A 16,596-nucleotide genomic window follows, 5' to 3' on the forward strand; every position below is an offset into this window, starting at 1 on the left:
AAACCATGGGAAACATCACGCTCAAGAACGTCTCCAAGTCCTTTGGATCGACGTCCATCATCCCCGGCCTCGACCTGGTGATCGAGAATGGCGAGTTCGTCGTCTTCGTCGGCCCGTCGGGTTGCGGCAAGTCCACGCTGCTTCGGCTGATCGCCGGGCTGGAGGACACCAGCGGCGGCAGCATCAACATCGACGGCCGTGATGTCACCGGCGAGGCGCCGGCCAAGCGCAAGCTCGCCATGGTGTTCCAGTCCTATGCGCTCTATCCGCACATGACGGTGGCCAAGAACATCGGCTTCCCGCTGAAGATGGCCGGCGAGGACAAGGCCACCATCGACAAGAAGGTGGCCGACGCGGCGCGGGTGCTCAACCTCACCAATTATCTCGAACGCCGGCCCGGCCAGCTTTCCGGCGGCCAGCGCCAGCGCGTCGCCATCGGCCGCGCCATTGTGCGCCAGCCGACCGCCTTCCTGTTCGACGAACCGCTGTCCAACCTCGACGCGGCACTGCGCGGCACCATGCGGCTGGAGATCAGCGAGCTGCATCATCAGCTCAAGACCACGATGATCTACGTCACCCACGACCAGGTCGAGGCCATGACCATGGCCGACAAGATCGTCGTGCTCAATGCCGGCAACATCGAGCAGGTCGGCTCGCCGATGGAGCTCTACAAGACGCCGAAGAACCTGTTCGTCGCCGGCTTCATCGGCTCGCCGAAGATGAACCTGATCGAAGGTGCACCGGCGGCCAAATACGACGCCAAGACCATCGGCATCCGCCCCGAGCATTTGGGGATCTCGACCACGGCGGGCGAATGGAAGGCCACCGTCGGCGTTGCCGAGCATCTCGGATCCGACACGTTCCTGCACGTCCAGGCTGACGGCGTCGGGCCGCTGACGGTGCGTGCCGATGGCGAGCTGGCCGTCCATCACGGCGACACCATTTATCTGACACCCGACAAGGCCAAGCTGCATCGCTTCGGTGCCGACGGAAAGGCGATGTGAGCATGCGCTTGGCCGGCAAATCGGCGCTGATCACGGGTTCGGCCCGTGGCATCGGCAAAGCGTTTGCCGAGGCCTATGCGCGCGAAGGTGCCACCGTTGCCATTGCCGACATCAATCTCGAGGCTGCCGAAAAGACGGCGGGCGAGATCGGCGGCAAAACCTACGCCGTGAAACTCGACGTCACGGATCAGGCATCGATCGACGCGGTGGTGAAGGCGGTGGAAACTAGGACCGGCGGCCTCGACATATTGATCAACAACGCCGCCTTGTTCGACCTGGCGCCGATCGTCGAGATATCGCGGGCTAGCTACGAAAAACTGTTCTCCGTCAATGTCGCCGGCACGCTGTTCATGCTGCAGGCCGCGGCGCGCTCGATGATCGCGCGGGGCAAGGGCGGCAGGATCATCAACATTGCAAGCCAGGCCGGACGGCGTGGCGAGCCGCTGGTGGCTGTGTACTGCGCCACAAAGGCCGCGGTCATTTCGCTGACCCAGTCGGCGGGGCTCGACCTGATCAAGCACCGCATCAACGTCAACGGTATCGCACCCGGTGTCGTCGACAGCGATATGTGGGATGAGGTCGATTCGCTGTTCGCCAAATACGAGAACCGGCCAAAGGGCGAGAAGAAGAGATTGGTTGGCGAGGGCGTGCCTTACGGTCGGATGGGCAAGCCGGAGGACCTCGCCGGCATGGCGGTGTTCCTGGCCAGCACCGACGCCGAATACATCGTCGCCCAGACCTACAATGTCGATGGCGGCCAGTGGATGAGTTGAGGGGGCCGGCCTCTGTTCCTCGTTCCTCCGCGGGGAGCAGAGGCCAACATCAGAGGCATGTGCCGTCCCTTACCCTCTCCCGACAGGACGGGGAGAGGCGGAGTTAAAGAGGCCGTAGCCCGGCCAAAGGGTAAAACAGATGACCGTGAAACTCTCTTCCGCCACTCTCGCCAACCTCCCCGCCAAGGTCGCGGGCCCGAAATACGATCGTGCCAGGCTGAAGGCCGGCATCGTGCATTTCGGCCTCGGCAATTTCCATCGCTCGCACCAGGCGGTCTATCTCGACGATCTGTTCAATGCAGGCATCGGCCATGACTGGGCGCTGATCGGCGCCGGTGTGTTCGACGGCGAGAAGATCGGCCGCGGCAAGCTGGAAGAACAGGACTGGCTGACCACGGTGGTCGAGCAGGATGACGGCCATATGAGCGCCCGTGTCACCGGCGCCATGATCGACTTCCTGATGCCGGGCGATGCGGCCGGCATCATCGAACGCCTGGCCGACCCGGCGATCAAGATCGTCTCATTGACCATCACCGAAGGCGGCTACTTTATCGACCCTGCGTCGGGCGTCTTCAACCCGGCCCATCCCGACATCGTCGCCGACGCCCAACCGGGCACCACCCCAAAGACGGTGTTCGGCATCATCCTGGCCGGCCTGGTGCGCCGGCGCAACGAGGGCACCGTGCCGTTCACGGTGATGTCCTGCGACAACATCCCTCACAATGGCCATGTCACGTCTGACGGCGTCATTGGTCTGGCGCGACTGATCGACGAGGATCTGGCGAACTGGGTCAGCGACCACGTCGCCTTCCCGAACGGCATGGTCGATCGCATCACGCCTGCCACCACCGATCGCGAGCGCGGCATCCTGGCCAAGGATTTCGGCGTCGAGGATAACTGGCCGGTGTTCTGCGAACCGTTCCGGCAATGGGTGCTGGAGGACCGTTTCACCGACGGCCGGCCGCCACTGGAAAAGGTCGGCGTTCAGTTCGTTAAGGACGTCGCGCCCTACGAATTGATGAAGATCCGCATCCTCAATGGCGGCCACGCCACCATCGCCTATCCGGCCGGGCTGATGGACATCCATTTCGTCCATGAAGCGATGCAGGAGCCGCTGGTGCGCGGCTTTCTCGACAAGCTCGAGCATGACGAGATCATCCCGACGGTGCCGCCGGTGCCGGACACGGTGCTGGAGGAGTATTACCAGCTCATCGAGAAGCGCTTCTCCAACCCCAAGATCGGCGACACCATCCGCCGGCTCTGTCTCGACGGCTCCAACCGCCAGCCGAAATTCATCATCCCGACCATCGCCGACCGCCTGAAGGCAGGAAAGAGTGTCGCCGGCCTGGCGCTGGAATCGGCGCTGTGGTGCCGCTACTGCTTCGGCACGACCGACAGCGACGCCGTCATCGAGCCCAACGACCCGAGCTGGGACCGGCTGCAAGCGACGGCAAAGGCGGCAAAGGATGCGCCCGCCGCCTGGCTCGCCATGGAGGACATCTATGGCGATGTCGGCCGCGCCACGGCCTTTGTCGAGGCCTTCGCCCATGCGCTCAACGTGTTGTGGGCGAACGGCGCGCGCGCCACGCTGACCCGCTACATCGCCGGCAAGCTCTGAGAGCTATCAGCCATCATGACGCCTGAACTGGTCATCTTCGACTGCGATGGCGTGCTGGTCGACAGCGAAGCGCTCTCCGTCTCGGCGCTGCTCGGCATGATCGAACTTGCCGGCGGCAGTGTCGGTGAGGACACCGCCTACGAGCATTTCCTTGGCAAGAGCATGAAAAGCGTGCGCGAGATCCTTGGCCACGACTTCGGGCTGGAGATCACCGATCAGCATCTGACCGCCATGCGCGTCGACCTGATGCGCAAGTTCCGTGAGGAGCTGAAGCCGATCGCCGGCGTCAAGGAGATGTTGCCGAAGCTCGGCCTGCCATTCTGTGTCGCCTCCTCAGGCACGCTGGAACGCATCCGGTATGCGCTCGACGTCACCGGGCTGCTGCGGCTGATGGAGCCACATCTGTTCAGCGCCGCCATGGTGGCCAAGGGAAAGCCGGCGCCGGATCTTTTCCTCCACGCGGCTGCCACCATGCGGACGCATCCGCGCAAATGCCTCGTCATCGAGGACAGTCCGGCCGGCGTCGCGGCGGCGCGTGCGGCAGGCATGCGCGTCCTTGCCTTCACCGGCGGCTCGCATGCCGGCAACCCGGCCTTGAAAGCGCGGCTTGCGTCGACCGAACCGGACTTTATATTCGCTGACATGCTGCAATTGCCCGATCTGATTGCAGGCCTGGGAGCGAGAGTTAGAGCATCTTGACGAAACAGTTTGTTTGCGCGGTCGATGTCGGCACCGGGAGCGCTCGCGCGGGCATTCTCGACGCCAGTGGTAGCTTGCTCGGCCGTGCCGACCGGCCGATCGCCATGAACCAGCCAAAGCCCGATCATGCCGAGCATGATTCGCGCGATATCTGGTCGGCGGTCTGCATCGCGGTGCGAGCCGCCCGTGAAAAAGCCGGCGTTGCGGCGCAAGATATTGTCGGCATCTCATTTGATGCCACCTGTTCGCTGGTGGTACGCGACCGGCAGGGCGATCAGCTCAGCGTCTCGACCTCGGGCGACAAGCGCTGGGACACCATCGTCTGGCTCGACCACCGCGCCATTGCGGAAGCCGACGAATGCACGGCGAGCGGCCACGAGGTGCTCAACTATATCGGCGGCGTCATGTCGCCGGAGATGGCGACGCCGAAGCTGATGTGGCTGAAGCGCAATTTGCCCGAGGCCTGGAATGAAGCCGGCTACCTATTCGACCTGACCGATTTCCTGACCTGGCAGGCAACCGGCTCGCTGGCCCGTTCGCAATGCACACTGACGGCGAAGTGGACCTATCTGGCGCATGAGGAAAGCGCATGGCAGCGCGATTTCTTCGAAATCGTCGGCCTCGGCGACCTTTTTGAGCACGGCAATTTGCCGGAGCGCGCCAGTCCGGTCGGCGCCGACATTGGTCCACTGACGGCGCAAGCGGCGGCAGAGCTCGGCCTGACGGAAGACTGCCGGGTCGGCGCCGGGGTCATCGATGCCTATGCCGGCGCGCTTGGCGTGCTCGGCGGCTTTGCCGGCGATGAGCAGGATATCGGCCGCCATCTGGCGCTGATCGCCGGAACATCGAGCTGCGTCATGGCGATGTCGCCGGACCCGCAGCCTTTCGCCGGCGTCTGGGGCCCCTACTATGGCGCGGCGCTGCCGAAGCTGTGGCTGTCGGAAGGCGGCCAGTCGGCCACCGGCGCCTTGCTCGACCACATCATCCGCTGGCACGGCGCCGGCGGCGAGCCGGACGCCGCGATGCATGCAAAAATCGCCGGGCGTGTCGCCGAACTGCGCGCCACCGAGGGCGAGAACCTCGCCGCGCGCCTGCATGTGCTGCCTGACTTTCACGGCAACCGCTCGCCGCTCGCCGACCCGCATGCCGTTGGCGTGGTCAGCGGGCTGACGCTGGATTCCTCCTTCGACAGCCTGTGCAAGCTCTATTGGCGCACCGCCGTCGGCATCGCGCTCGGCGTGCGCCATGTGCTGGAGGCATTGAACGAGAATGGCTATTTGATCGACACGCTGCACGTCACCGGCGGCCACACAAAGAACCCGCTGCTGATGGAGCTCTACGCCGACGCCACCGGCTGCACGGTGGTAGAGCCGCTGGCCGACGAGGCGGTGCTGCTCGGCACCGGCATGGTCGCCGCCACAGCCGCCGGGCTGTTCCCCGACCTCAACGCCGCCTGCCTTGCCATGCAGCAGGGCGGCAAGACGCGCGCTGCCAACCCGGCCGCCGGCGCCCGCTTCGATCGCGACTACCGGATTTTCCTGGAGATGCACCGGCAGCGGCAGGCACTGGACGCGATCCGCTAGAGCAATTCCAGGAAAAGTGTGAGCGGTTTTCCGTCAGGAATTGCGTCGAAACAAAGAGTTAGAGCGGTTCGCCGTTTCCATGAGACGGTGAACCGCTCTAGGCTTTTTGCGCTATTGCTTGCGCAGTGACGCGCCCGACGTAGCGTCGAAAAGGTGGATGCTTTCCTCCTCGAACGTGTAGCGGACAGGGGCATTCAGCACCGGGCATTCGCGTGCCGGAACCAGCGCGCTGACCTCCTTGCCGCCGGAGCCAAATGTCACCAGTGCGTCATTGCCGTGGAATTCAATGAGATCGGCAGTGCCTTGCAATATGCCTGCGACCCCGGCGCCGGCCGTCTTCAGGTCCGGCGGCCGGATGCCCAGCACGGCGCGGTGGCCTGCCTCGAGATGAAAGCCCGAGCCGTCTATCGAAAGCACCGTTCCGGCGCCAGTCAGTGTCCAGCCGTTGCCGGCCCGGCTGACGGCGACCTCGACAAAATTCATGTTCGGCGTGCCGATGAAGCCGGCCACGAACATATTGCCGGGCCGACGGTAGATTTCCGCCGGCGAGCCTATCTGCTCGATGACACCCTCCTTAAGCAGCACGATGCGGTCGGCGAGCGTCATCGCCTCCAGCTGGTCATGGGTGACGTAGACGGTGGTGGTCTTCAACGACTGGTGCAGGCGCGCGATCTCGACGCGCATATGGTTGCGCAATTTGGCGTCGAGGTTGGACAACGGCTCGTCGAACAGGAACACCTTTGGCGTCTTGATCATCGCCCGCGCGATCGCGACGCGCTGCTGCTGGCCGCCGGACAGCTCGGCCGGCTTGCGGCCGAGATAGGGCTCCAGCCCGAGCGTCCCCGACACCGCTTCGACCCGTTTCCGGATCTCGGCCGCCGGCACTTTCTGCCGCCGCAACCCGAAGGCGATGTTGTCGAAGATCGTCATGTGCGGATAGAGCGCGTAGTTCTGGAACACCATGGCGATGCCGCGATCACCCGGATCGAGGTCGTTGACCACCTTGCCGCCGATCGAGACCTCGCCGCCGCTGATATCCTCCAGCCCCGCCAGCATGCGCAGCAAGGTCGACTTGCCGCAGCCGGACGGGCCGAGGAACACGACGAATTCGTGCTCCTCTATCGAGAGGTTGAGGTCGCGGATGACCGTGGTGGCGCCATAGGCCTTGTCGACATGGGAGCAAACGATCGCGGACATGATTATCCCTTCTCGCCGGTGAGCAGGATCTGCAGCTTGACGTCTTCCGGCCTGCCTTGAGCAGCCCGCTCGAATGCCTCGATGCTGTCGGAGAAATCATAGGTGCCGGTGATCAGCGGCTTGAGGTCGACCTTGCCGGAAGCGATGAGCTGCAAGGCACGGTCGAAGATGTTGGCGTAGCGGAACACCGTCTCGATGCGCACTTCCTTCGAGATCGCCGCCGGCACATTGAGGACCACCGGCTCCACCGGCAGGCCGACCAGGACCACCGCGCCGCCCGGCCGCACGACATCGAACAGGTTAGCGAAGGCCTTCGGGCTGCCGCTGGCCTCGAAGACGATATCGGCACCCCAATTGTCGGTCGCGGCAGCGACGGCATCGGCCAGCGACTGCTCGCCGATATTGACCGGCACGATGCCGGCATATTGCGCGGCGATCTTCAGCTTGGGCGCGGAGAAATCGGAGATCAGCACCTTCGAGCAGCCGCCGGCAAGGGCGGCAAGGGCGATCATGATGCCGATCGGGCCGCAGCCGACGACGACGGCGACATCACCCGGAACGATGCGGGCACGGCTTGCCGCCTGCATGCCGATGGCAAAGGGCTCGACCATGGCGCCCTCGGCGAAGGAGACATTGTCCGGCAGTTTGTAGGTGAAGGCGGCTGGATGCACGGCGTAGGGCGCGAGCACGCCATGCACCGGCGGCGTCGCCCAGAAACTGACGTCAGGGTCGACATTGTAGATGCCGAGCTTTGTCGCGCGCGACGACAGGTTCGGCACGCCCGGCTCCATGCAGACGCGGTCGCCGACCTTGAACGTCTCGACATTGGCGCCGGTCTCGATCACAGTTCCCGCGGCTTCGTGGCCGAGCACCATGGGCGCGCGCACGACATAGCTGCCGATGGCGCCATGCGTGTAATAATGGACGTCGCTGCCGCAGACGCCGACCGTGTGGATGGCGATCTTGACGTCGTCCGGCCCGACATCGAGCGGCAACGCGATCTCGCGCAGCGACAGTTCGCCTTTTTTCTCAAGCACCAGTGCCCGCATCGGGTAATCCTCGCATCAAGTCTTTTTTTGCCGGAAAACGGAATTCAGGAAGCCGCTCAGCACGCCGAGGAACAGCAGCGGCGGCAGCGACAGCAGCACGACCGAGGCGTTGAGAATGCCCCAGGGCACATTCATGCCTTGCTGGGACAGCTCGGAGGCGACGATCGGCAAGGTCTTGGCGTTGGAGCTCGACAGCATCAGCGCGATCAGGAACTCGTTCCAGACCAGCACGAAGCTGAAGGCGACCGCTCCTGCCAAAGAGCGGGCGGCGACAGGCAGCGCGATGCGCCAGAACACCGAATAGGCGCCGTAGCCGTCGACGAAGGCCGCTTCCTCGATCTCCTTCGGCACGCTTTGGAAGGCGGGAATGGCCAGCCACATGATCACCGAGATGGTGAGCAGCGAATAGGTGATGATCAGCGCCGGCAAAGTGTCGTAGAGGCCGATCTGCAGCCAGATCACCATCAGCGGAATGGCCACCGCCACCGGCGGCAGGAAGCGCAGCGACAGCACGAAGAACTGGATGTCGCCGGCCCAGCGGTTGGGATAGCGCGCGACGGCATAAGCCGCCGGCAGTCCGAGCACGACACCGATCAGCACGGCCGAGCCACAGGCGACGACCGAGTTGTAGAGCCCGGTGAGCACGCTGTCGCGGCCGATGATGTAGCTGATGTTGGCCAATGTCGGCGTGAACACCAGGCGCGGCACGCGGGTGATGATGTCGACATTGTTCTTGAGCGCATTGAGCGCCGTCCACAGCAGCGGGAACACCGCCATGAAGCCGGCAAATGCCAGCACGATCCTGCCGATCAGACGGCCCGCTCTCATGCCTGCACCCGCTTCCACAGCATGGTGAAGGTGATGACGGTGGCGATCATCATCAGCACGGCCATGGCCGAGGCGTAGGAGACCTTTCCGGATTCGATGAAGCCTTGCGAGAAGGCGTACATGTCGAGCGTTTCGGTGGCCACGCCCGGCCCGCCGCGGGTCATGACATAGATCAGGTCGAAGGAGCGCAGCGATTCGATCATCTTGACGAACATCAGGCTGATCAATGGCGCCTTCAGCATCGGCAAGGTGACATAGGCGTGGATCTGCCAGCGCCGGGCATGGTCAAGCCGCGCCGCCTCGATCGGCTGCGGCGGCAGGGTCTCCAGGAGCTTCAGCACGATGACGGCGAAGAACAGGCCCCATTGCCAGACGTCGACCGACGCGACGGCGAACAAGGCCGTCGCCGGCTTCGACAGCGGATCGAAGATCAGCCCGCCGGTCAGTAGCCGGTACGGGTAGGTGGCGATGCCGTAGAGCGGATGGTAGGCAAATTTCCAGACGAAGGCCGCCGAGACGCGCGGCAAAAGCACCGGGATGATGAACAGCAAGCAGTAGACGTTGCGCAGGCGTGGGCTGGCGACTTCGAACATCAGCACACCGAGGCCGATCGCCACCACCATGGTCGCGACAACGGTGACGATCTCCCATTTCACCGACACCCAGACCGCGTTGAGGAAGCGGCGGTCGAGGAACAGGTCGGTGAAATTCGAAAGCCAGACCCAGGAATAATCAGGCGTGCTCAACTCGCGATTCTGCAAGGCGATGACAATGGCGTAAAGCGTCGGCACCATCGACAGCACCAAGAGGATGGCGATGGTCGGAACGACGAAGGTGACAGGGAGCGACGTGCGTCGGGCCATTGGCATCTATCCTCGCTTGCGTGTCGATCGTGTCGTCATGATTTCTCCTGGAGCAGTTCACCGTTTAAGGAAAACGGTGAACTGCTCTAACTCTTTGTTTTGACGCAATTCCGGACGGAAAACCGATCAGACTTTTCCTGGAATTGCTCTAGGGAGCAAACGGTCCCGTGGCGCGCAGGTCCCGGCATTGCAGGCAATGCCGCGGACCGCGCGTCACGGGCGGGAGGATGGCTCTATTTCTTCTTCACCAGCTCGTTGGCATAGGCCTCGAGTTCGTTGAGGCCACCCTTGACGTCGGTGCGGGTTCCGGTGACCAGTTCCTCGAGGATAATGCCCCAGCGGTCGCCGAGATCCGGCCAGCGCGGGTCCTGCCAGAAGTTAACCGCCGTGACCTTGCCGGTTTCGGCCAGTGCCTGGCCGAGATCGGCGCCATAGATGTCGGCGAATTCCTTGCTGGACAGGATGCTGGTGCGGTTCAGCTCGCCGAACTGATGGGCGTCGAGCCGGCGCTTCTCGTTTTCCTTCGACGTCGCCCAGGCTATGAACAGGCCGGCGCATTTCTTCGAGGCGTCGTCGGCATTGGCTTTTGCTGCGATAGCGAGGCCATGGCCATAGCCGCCGCCGGTGAGCGGTGACGGCGGAGGAAGGAAGCCGATCTTGCCGACCACTTGCGAAGTCTTCGGGTCGACCGCCATGCCCGACAGCGGCGTCGATTCGACCAGGATGGCGACCTGGCCCGACAGGAAGGCGCCGGTCGATTCATCCCAGCTACCGGTCTGCGTGCCGGGGGCCGAATCCTTGAACAGCTTCAGATAGGTCTCGGTCGCCTTGACGGCCGCTTCCGAATTGAAGGCTGGCTTGTCGCCGTCGAACCACTTGCCGCCATAGGCCTTGAAGAAGGGCATCCAGCGCCAGACATTGGCGCCCGAACCGCGTGCGCCACGCAGCGCGATGCCGTACATGCCCTTGTCCGCATTGGTCAGCTTCGGCACGTCGGCGATCAGCTCGTCCAGCGTCTTGGGCGGCTGGATGCCGGCGGCCTCGAGCACGTCCTTGCGGTAGACCATCAGGTCGCCGCCGCCGGTCAGCGGCGCGAACCAGACCTTGCCGTCATAGGTGGCGACCTTCTGGCGGCCGGGATCGAAGTCGGCATAATCATAGTCAGCCGGATAATAATCGGTCAGCGGCACAATCCATTTCGACGAGGCAAACAGCGCGACGTTGGCTTCGTCGACATAGTAGACATTGTAGTTGCCGACGGTGGACGCATCGGCGCGCGATTTGGCCCGGCGGTCGTTTTCGTTGAGATAGTCGATCTGGAAGCTGGCGCCGGCGAGGTTCTGGAACTCGGCCTTGGAGTCCTCCAGAAGCGTCAGGCCGTCACGTGGCTGCGCCAGCACCTTGACCGGCGCCGAGCAGACCGGCGCCTGTGCCAGGGCGATGGTTGAAACGGTAGCGGAAAGCATAAAAGCTGCGCCAAGGCTGGCAGCGAGCCTAACTGGTTTCATGATCTTTTCTCCTCCAGGAATATTTCGCAGGAAGCGCGCGTCCTCGGGTTATGCGATCCTCACCATTGCCCGAGTGACATGCCACCCATCGCCAAAATGCGGAGTTGCGATGGGCTAAGCTAGAAGCCCCGTTGCAGAAAACCTGTACTTTTATGCATTGTGCAGCGCAAAATACGGCCCCCCGTGGCGATGTCGTTCACACGAGTATCGATCCTACCTAAGCCGTTGATTTTAGGCCGCGCTTAAGCGCGCATCGTCAGCCGCTGGCGCGACAGTTTGCGATAGGAGGACGGCGTCATCTTGTGCTTGCGCAGGAAAGCGCGGTTGAAGTTGGAAATGTTCATGTAGCCGACCTGGAAACAGATGTCGGTGATCGCAACATCGGTGTCGGCCAGCAGCTTGCAGGCCTGCCAAAGCCGGAGCTTGGCGAGGTGGTCGCTGAAGGAGTTGCCGGTGTTCTTCTGGAAGAAACGCGAGAATGTGCTCTCGGTCATTCCGGCAAGTTCGGCCACGTCGGGCAGCTTCAGATCCTCGGCGAAATGCTGGAACAGATAGGTCAGCGTGCGCTGGATGATGTCGAGCGAAGCGGCGTCGAGAGCCGGCGAGAAATCCGGCGACGACAAGAGCTCGTATTCGTCGGTCCTGGCCAGGAGGTCGACCAGTTCGAGGAACAGGCAGAGGCGGGCGAGCCCATGCACCGTTCCCATCCGCTCCATCAGCGCCGCACCTTCCAACGCGGTGCTTCCGTGAAAGACCATGCCGCGCAACGACCGCTCCAGGAACGGCTCCAATTCGCGCAATTCCGGCAGCAGGCCCGCCGAGCCGCGCAGCCGCTGCGCATCGAATTGCAGGACGATGTCGCGGCCTTCGATCAGCTCGCCTGGCTGCACCGCCGTCACCCAGTCATGCGGCAGCCCGCCGCCGACGATGGAGAGATAACCCGGACCGAATTCGCCGATATGATCGCCGACAAGCGCAACGCCGGAGGATTTTCGCAGCAGGTGGATTTCATACTCCGGATGGAAGTTCCAGACATTGCGTTCCCAGGGGTAGTCGTCGAGCCGCCACAGAAAACTGTCGCTCGCCTCGGTGACGATATGTTCGAAAGCCGGCACTGTCCGCGGGATCGCGGCCGGGTTTTTCCGCTGTCTGAACGCCATCCATTCCTCCCGGCGGGTCCGCTGGCTGCCGATCTCCAAGGCAATCCGTAACAGCCCATTGCCGGCAAGGGAACGAGGCAACGGCCTCCCTGGAAGGGCGCTGGCTCAATCGGTGCCCGCTCCTCCTCCCTTGCCTTCATGTCGCGTTTCGTCCAAAAGCTGGCGCAAACGCCGCGAAACCGAAGGTTTTGCCGTTTGACATGCGGCTTCCGGCGATTTGCCGACGTGCCGTATCTGGAAAGAGCGGAACAATGTCTGCGATCGAAGCCGGCGCTCGCGCGCCGGAAAATCTTTGGCGTCAGGAAATCAGGGCGACGCTGGCGCTGGCCTGGCCGATGGTGCTGACCAATCTCGGCCAGACCGCGATGACGGCCACCGATGTCATGATGATGGGACGTCTCGGAGCCGATACGCTGGCCAGCGGCGCGCTTGGCGCGAACCTCTATTTCATGCCGCTGATCTTCGGGCTTGGCCTGATGCTGGCGACCTCGCCGATGATCGCGACCGAGCTTGGCCGCCGCCGCTATTCCGTGCGTGACCTGCGCCGCACCGTGCGCCAGGGTCTGTGGCTGGCGATCCTGATCTCAATCCCGATCTGGCTCGTGCTCTGGCACGGCGAGGCGATCTTGCTGGCGATGGGCCAGGAGCCTGCACTGGCGCACCAGGCCGGCATCTATCTGCGCTGGCTCGAATGGGCGGTGCTGCCTTTCTACGGCTATATCGTGCTGCGCTCGTTCATCTCGGCGCTGGAGCGTCCCGGCTGGGCGCTGGTCATCGTCTTTGTCGCCGTCGCCTGCAACGTCTTCTTCAACTGGGTGTTCATGTTCGGCAATCTCGGCGTGTCGGCCATGGGCATCTCCGGCTCTGGCCTGGCCACCTCGCTGTCCAGCACGCTGATGTTCGTCGGCATGGCGGTCGTGGTGATGCTGGAAAAGAAGTTCCGGCGCTATCATCTGTTCGGCCGCTTCTGGCGATCCGACTGGCCGCGCTTCAAGGGGCTGCTGCGGCTTGGCTTGCCGATCGCCGGTATTCTGGCTTTCGAGGTGACGATCTTCAACGCGGCGGCACTGCTGATGGGCCTGATCGATGCGGATTCGCTCGCCGCGCACGCCATCGCCATCCAGATCGCCTCGATCTCCTTCATGGTGCCGCTCGGCCTCAACCAGGCGGTGACGGTGCGCGTCGGGCTTGCCCATGGCGCTGGCAATCCTGAAGGCGTGTCGCGCGCCGGCTGGACTGCCTTTGTCATCGGCGTCTCGTTCATGGCGCTGATGGGGCTGGTGATGATCCTGTGGCCGCATCCGCTGATCAGCGCCTTCATCGATCTCGCCAACCCGGCCAATGCCAGGGTGATCGCGCTAGCCGTGTCGTTCCTGATGTTTGCAGCACTGTTCCAGGTCTTCGACGGCGCGCAGGCGGTTGCCGCCGGTATGCTGCGCGGCCTGCACGACACCAAGGTGCCGATGATCTACGCCGCGATCGGCTATTGGGGCGTCGGCCTACCGCTCGGCGTGCTGCTCGCCTTCCATTTCGGTTTCCATGGCGTCGGCATATGGATGGGCCTGTCGACAGGGCTGGCCGTGGTGGCGGCCCTGCTTCTGGCACGCTGGCTGCGGCGGGATCGCATCGCGCCGCCGCTGGCGTTTGGACATTGAAGTAGAACAGCCGCCGGTTTGGCGGCCGTCATGTCTGACGTTGCGGCTCATTGAATGGAGCCTTCATGTCGGCCCACCAAACGTCTGCTTTGCGCCGCATGCCGGTCGTTCGAAGTGGTGGTCGCCGCGCCCATGCGTTTTCGGGGCGGACTCTTACTTCCATCCGTTTGAAGCGTCATCAGGAGAGTTTAGCTTGCGCATTCGCGTAACAAGGTTGTGATTTTCGCATCAAGATTGCGGGCGACAGCAAGGGCCTCCAAACTACCATAAGATAACAGATAACTCTCCATTTTGTCATAGGAGACATGCACGCCATCGGGACGTTGATCAAGAAGGACTGTGACTGGGGCGTAAGATCCCGCATCGGGAACGTGCTTGACCATTTCTTTCATAATGAGTGGATTGCCCACCAAAAACCGCATGCTTTTAGGAGTATCGAGCCCAGTTTCGCGGCGTAGAATGGCGCCCAGGTCGAATTCCGCGAAAAGCATGAGACCTGTGCGGCCTATGCCGTTTTGCACGACGCGCTCCAAATCCGAGAAGGAATTTGCAGCCCTCGTCGCCTTGAAAAACTCGACCATGTCAGGTTGCCCGACCGCTGACTTGAGCGCGGCCACAACGGCGTCGAATGGTTTGGAACACGTCAGGCTGAAACGCTCAACCTCGACCTTTGCGATTGTCATTTCTTTCTCCGCAACAGCTCTCAAGAATAAGGTGCGACCGATCACGCCGGGATTGTGCCACCGCCGACTACACGTCCAGGAAGGTCCGGACGTGGCTGACGAACAATTCGGGGTACTGAAACAGGGCGCCGTGGCCGGAATCGGGATAGAGGACCAGCTGGGCATTGCTTAGAGCCTTGAACATTGCGTAGGCGTTGTCCGCCGGCAGCATGGTGTCGTGGCTGCCGCTGACCACAAGGGCGGGCTGGTGGATGGCGCGCAGAGTGGCGTGCTCGGGATCAGGAGTGGCGCACCAGGTAATCAGCGCCTTGGCTTGCGGATCGGTCACCGTGCTGCCGTTATCGGTATCCCGATCTTCCTTACGCACCTTCGCCCGCTTCAGAAACGCCAGGCCGGCCGACTGGCTGGCGGACGACTTCGTGAAGAACAGCGGCAGGCGGGGGTCCGGCGCCTCGGTTTGGGAAAACGCGTCCTGCAGAACCGCCAATAGGTGTTCCTCTCCGCCTTTTGGAGCGGTGCCGACGAGGATGAGCTTGCGAACCAGCGTTCCGTGCTCGGCGGCGATCTGCTGGGCGACGCATCCGCCGAGAGAAAACCCCAGAAGGTCGACTTCGGAGAGGCCGAGCAGATTGATAAAGGCGACCGCGTCTCGGGCCATTGCCTCGATATTGTCGGGCGTTTGGCCTGTCGAGCGGCCGACCCCGGCGTTATCGAAAGCGATCACCGGTCGATCGGCTGCCAGGACATTCACGACGGCGGGGTCCCACGCGTCGATGTTGCCCGAGAAATGCTGCAGGAGAACCAGCGCCGTTCCGGTCGATGGGCCGAGGCGGCGATAGGCAAAGCGGATTCCGCCACCTTCGATGTAACGGGTGGGCGCCGTTTCTAGCGTGGCGTCGTCCTGGCTCGCGGTGTCGAACTCAGTCATGTCATCCTCCGGATGCTTGGCATGAAATAATTGGGTGAGAGTAGCTGGTGCGGTTTTGGCCAGGTCTGAGCCGCTCGTGGTCCAAGGCATTGCGTAGTCCGCCGAGCACGCGCGATGCTCCCGGCACGAAGGTACCGGGAGCGGTATCGTCACTTCACGAGTGCGGCCTTTTCAATCACCGCGGCGACTTCCTTCGCGTGGACGACGAGGGAAGCATGGCTGCCGGCGACCTCCGTCGTCTGGGCCTTCATCCTGTTGGCGAACATCTTCTGGACCTCGGGGGCGATGACCTTGTCCTTCGTGCTGATCACATAGAACGTCGGCTTATCGTGCCAGGCTGCCGTATCGACCGGAGCCTCGAATGCGGTGTGGTTCAACGGGAGCTGATGGTTTGCCAGGGATTCGGCGATCTCTGGAGGAAGGTCGGCCGCGACGGCCGAAGGGAACACTTTGGGATCAATGTAGAGGTCGCCCTTTTCGTCGGGATGAATAGCCGCGCCGCCTTCGGTTGCCGGACCACTCTTGGCCAGGATCGCCAGAGACTGTCCCACGTCGGGCGCGAATGCGGAGACATAGACGAGCGCCGAGACCTTCGGGTCGTCACCTGCCTGCGTGATGACAACGCCGCCCCAGGAGTGGCCAACGAGAACGGTCTTGCCGTTCTGTTTCGCGAGCGCCTGTTTGGTGGCATCGACGTCCGCTGCGAGGGAGGTGAGCGGATTTTCGACGAGCGTTACGTTGTAGCCCTTCTTCGCGAGGATATCGGCAACCGGCTTCCAACTCGTCTGGTCGACGAAAGCGCCATGGACGAGCACGATATTGCGAGCCGCCCCCTTGGGCAGTTGAGCCGATTGGGCGGGTGCGGCAATTGTTGCTCCGGCCATGAGGACGGTGGCGACTGAAAGTAGAAGATTTCGCATGGATTGCTCCTGTTGGGATAACGGACAACGCACGTCCGAGGAAGGGCAGGCGTGTCGGTAACAGTCGCCGTTCTCCCATCTGCCGTTCGGGTGATGGTTGTCGCGCGACCTGTTGGCTCGACTTGTGA

General features: G+C 63.0%; 15 protein-coding genes. 6 read left to right on the forward strand and 9 right to left on the reverse strand.

Annotated elements, in window-relative coordinates:
* The first annotated feature begins 5 nt into the window (after positions 1-5).
* From AC56QX_RS04400 to AC56QX_RS04420, 5 genes are all read left to right on the forward strand, one after another.
* The gene (locus AC56QX_RS04400) at positions 6-1,004 is read left to right on the forward strand and encodes an ABC transporter ATP-binding protein (protein ID WP_497113882.1); all 999 of its coding nucleotides are present in this window, start codon (positions 6-8) and stop codon (positions 1,002-1,004) included.
* A 2-nt stretch (positions 1,005-1,006) separates the two neighbouring features.
* Complete coding sequence (locus tag AC56QX_RS04405) at positions 1,007-1,777, forward strand: L-iditol 2-dehydrogenase (RefSeq protein ID WP_497117680.1); 771 nt, start codon at positions 1,007-1,009, stop codon at positions 1,775-1,777.
* Positions 1,778-1,916: 139 nt separating this feature from the next.
* Positions 1,917-3,395, forward strand: a complete 1,479-nt coding sequence (locus AC56QX_RS04410) for a mannitol dehydrogenase family protein (RefSeq protein WP_497113883.1) — start codon at positions 1,917-1,919, stop codon at positions 3,393-3,395.
* A 15-nt stretch (positions 3,396-3,410) separates the two neighbouring features.
* Positions 3,411-4,094 (forward strand): HAD family hydrolase, encoded by a 684-nt coding sequence (locus AC56QX_RS04415; RefSeq protein WP_497113884.1) that lies wholly within the window; start codon positions 3,411-3,413, stop codon positions 4,092-4,094.
* The gene (locus AC56QX_RS04420) at positions 4,091-5,677 is read left to right on the forward strand and encodes an FGGY-family carbohydrate kinase (RefSeq protein ID WP_497113885.1); all 1,587 of its coding nucleotides are present in this window, start codon (positions 4,091-4,093) and stop codon (positions 5,675-5,677) included. The genes AC56QX_RS04415 and AC56QX_RS04420 overlap by 4 nt, the downstream gene beginning before the upstream one ends.
* A gap of 111 nt (positions 5,678-5,788) precedes the next feature.
* Here AC56QX_RS04420 and AC56QX_RS04425 read toward each other — a convergent pair whose 3' ends face one another.
* The 6 genes from AC56QX_RS04425 to AC56QX_RS04450 form a co-directional block, all read right to left on the reverse strand.
* Positions 5,789-6,874, reverse strand: coding sequence for an ABC transporter ATP-binding protein (locus AC56QX_RS04425; protein ID WP_497113887.1), 1,086 nt, complete (start codon positions 6,872-6,874; stop codon positions 5,789-5,791).
* Positions 6,875-6,876: 2 nt separating this feature from the next.
* Entirely contained in the window at positions 6,877-7,923 is a 1,047-nt protein-coding gene (locus AC56QX_RS04430) for an NAD(P)-dependent alcohol dehydrogenase (RefSeq protein WP_497113888.1), read from the reverse strand.
* A 15-nt stretch (positions 7,924-7,938) separates the two neighbouring features.
* Positions 7,939-8,751 carry a carbohydrate ABC transporter permease gene (locus tag AC56QX_RS04435; RefSeq protein WP_497113889.1) on the reverse strand — a complete coding sequence of 271 codons (813 nt, stop codon included), beginning with the start codon at positions 8,749-8,751 and terminating at the stop codon, positions 7,939-7,941.
* On the reverse strand, positions 8,748-9,614 hold the full coding sequence (locus tag AC56QX_RS04440) for a carbohydrate ABC transporter permease (RefSeq protein WP_497113890.1): 867 nt from the start codon (positions 9,612-9,614) through the stop codon (positions 8,748-8,750). The genes AC56QX_RS04435 and AC56QX_RS04440 overlap by 4 nt, the downstream gene beginning before the upstream one ends.
* Positions 9,615-9,847: 233 nt before the next feature.
* A complete protein-coding gene (locus AC56QX_RS04445; RefSeq protein ID WP_497113891.1) occupies positions 9,848-11,122 on the reverse strand; it encodes an ABC transporter substrate-binding protein in 1,275 nt (424 codons plus the stop codon).
* Positions 11,123-11,364: 242 nt separating this feature from the next.
* Entirely contained in the window at positions 11,365-12,282 is a 918-nt protein-coding gene (locus AC56QX_RS04450; RefSeq protein WP_497113892.1) for an AraC family transcriptional regulator, read from the reverse strand.
* 251 nt (positions 12,283-12,533) lie between these two features.
* Here AC56QX_RS04450 and AC56QX_RS04455 point away from each other — a divergent pair, with 251 nt between their 5' ends.
* Positions 12,534-13,937, forward strand: coding sequence for an MATE family efflux transporter (locus AC56QX_RS04455; RefSeq protein ID WP_497113893.1), 1,404 nt, complete (start codon positions 12,534-12,536; stop codon positions 13,935-13,937).
* A gap of 188 nt (positions 13,938-14,125) precedes the next feature.
* On the opposite strand, the gene AC56QX_RS04460 is transcribed toward AC56QX_RS04455, so the two are convergent.
* The 3 genes from AC56QX_RS04460 to AC56QX_RS04470 form a co-directional block, all read right to left on the reverse strand.
* Positions 14,126-14,620 carry a DUF302 domain-containing protein gene (locus AC56QX_RS04460; RefSeq protein WP_497113894.1) on the reverse strand — a complete coding sequence of 165 codons (495 nt, stop codon included), beginning with the start codon at positions 14,618-14,620 and terminating at the stop codon, positions 14,126-14,128.
* Positions 14,621-14,687: 67 nt separating this feature from the next.
* The gene (locus AC56QX_RS04465) at positions 14,688-15,548 is read right to left on the reverse strand and encodes an alpha/beta fold hydrolase (protein WP_497113895.1); all 861 of its coding nucleotides are present in this window, start codon (positions 15,546-15,548) and stop codon (positions 14,688-14,690) included.
* A gap of 149 nt (positions 15,549-15,697) precedes the next feature.
* On the reverse strand, positions 15,698-16,468 hold the full coding sequence (locus AC56QX_RS04470) for an alpha/beta fold hydrolase (protein ID WP_497113896.1): 771 nt from the start codon (positions 16,466-16,468) through the stop codon (positions 15,698-15,700).
* Positions 16,469-16,596: the final 128 nt, after the last annotated feature.

This window comes from Mesorhizobium sp. RCAM 06353 (assembly GCF_059683585.1).

Bases quoted from the DNA above. Each gene is read 5' to 3' on its own strand.
- AC56QX_RS04430 (WP_497113888.1), bottom strand. From the start codon at position 7,923: ATGCGGGCACTGGTGCTTGAGAAAAAAGGCGAACTGTCGCTGCGCGAG.
- AC56QX_RS04470 (WP_497113896.1), bottom strand. From the start codon at position 16,468: ATGCGAAATCTTCTACTTTCAGTCGCCACCGTCCTCATGGCCGGAGCA.
- AC56QX_RS04445 (WP_497113891.1), bottom strand. From the start codon at position 11,122: ATGAAACCAGTTAGGCTCGCTGCCAGCCTTGGCGCAGCTTTTATGCTT.
- AC56QX_RS04410 (WP_497113883.1), top strand. From the start codon at position 1,917: ATGACCGTGAAACTCTCTTCCGCCACTCTCGCCAACCTCCCCGCCAAG.
- AC56QX_RS04465 (WP_497113895.1), bottom strand. From the start codon at position 15,548: ATGACTGAGTTCGACACCGCGAGCCAGGACGACGCCACGCTAGAAACG.
- AC56QX_RS04405 (WP_497117680.1), top strand. From the start codon at position 1,007: ATGCGCTTGGCCGGCAAATCGGCGCTGATCACGGGTTCGGCCCGTGGC.
- AC56QX_RS04460 (WP_497113894.1), bottom strand. From the start codon at position 14,620: ATGACAATCGCAAAGGTCGAGGTTGAGCGTTTCAGCCTGACGTGTTCC.
- AC56QX_RS04450 (WP_497113892.1), bottom strand. From the start codon at position 12,282: ATGGCGTTCAGACAGCGGAAAAACCCGGCCGCGATCCCGCGGACAGTG.
- AC56QX_RS04415 (WP_497113884.1), top strand. From the start codon at position 3,411: ATGACGCCTGAACTGGTCATCTTCGACTGCGATGGCGTGCTGGTCGAC.
- AC56QX_RS04425 (WP_497113887.1), bottom strand. From the start codon at position 6,874: ATGTCCGCGATCGTTTGCTCCCATGTCGACAAGGCCTATGGCGCCACC.
- AC56QX_RS04440 (WP_497113890.1), bottom strand. From the start codon at position 9,614: ATGGCCCGACGCACGTCGCTCCCTGTCACCTTCGTCGTTCCGACCATC.
- AC56QX_RS04400 (WP_497113882.1), top strand. From the start codon at position 6: ATGGGAAACATCACGCTCAAGAACGTCTCCAAGTCCTTTGGATCGACG.
- AC56QX_RS04455 (WP_497113893.1), top strand. From the start codon at position 12,534: ATGTCTGCGATCGAAGCCGGCGCTCGCGCGCCGGAAAATCTTTGGCGT.
- AC56QX_RS04435 (WP_497113889.1), bottom strand. From the start codon at position 8,751: ATGAGAGCGGGCCGTCTGATCGGCAGGATCGTGCTGGCATTTGCCGGC.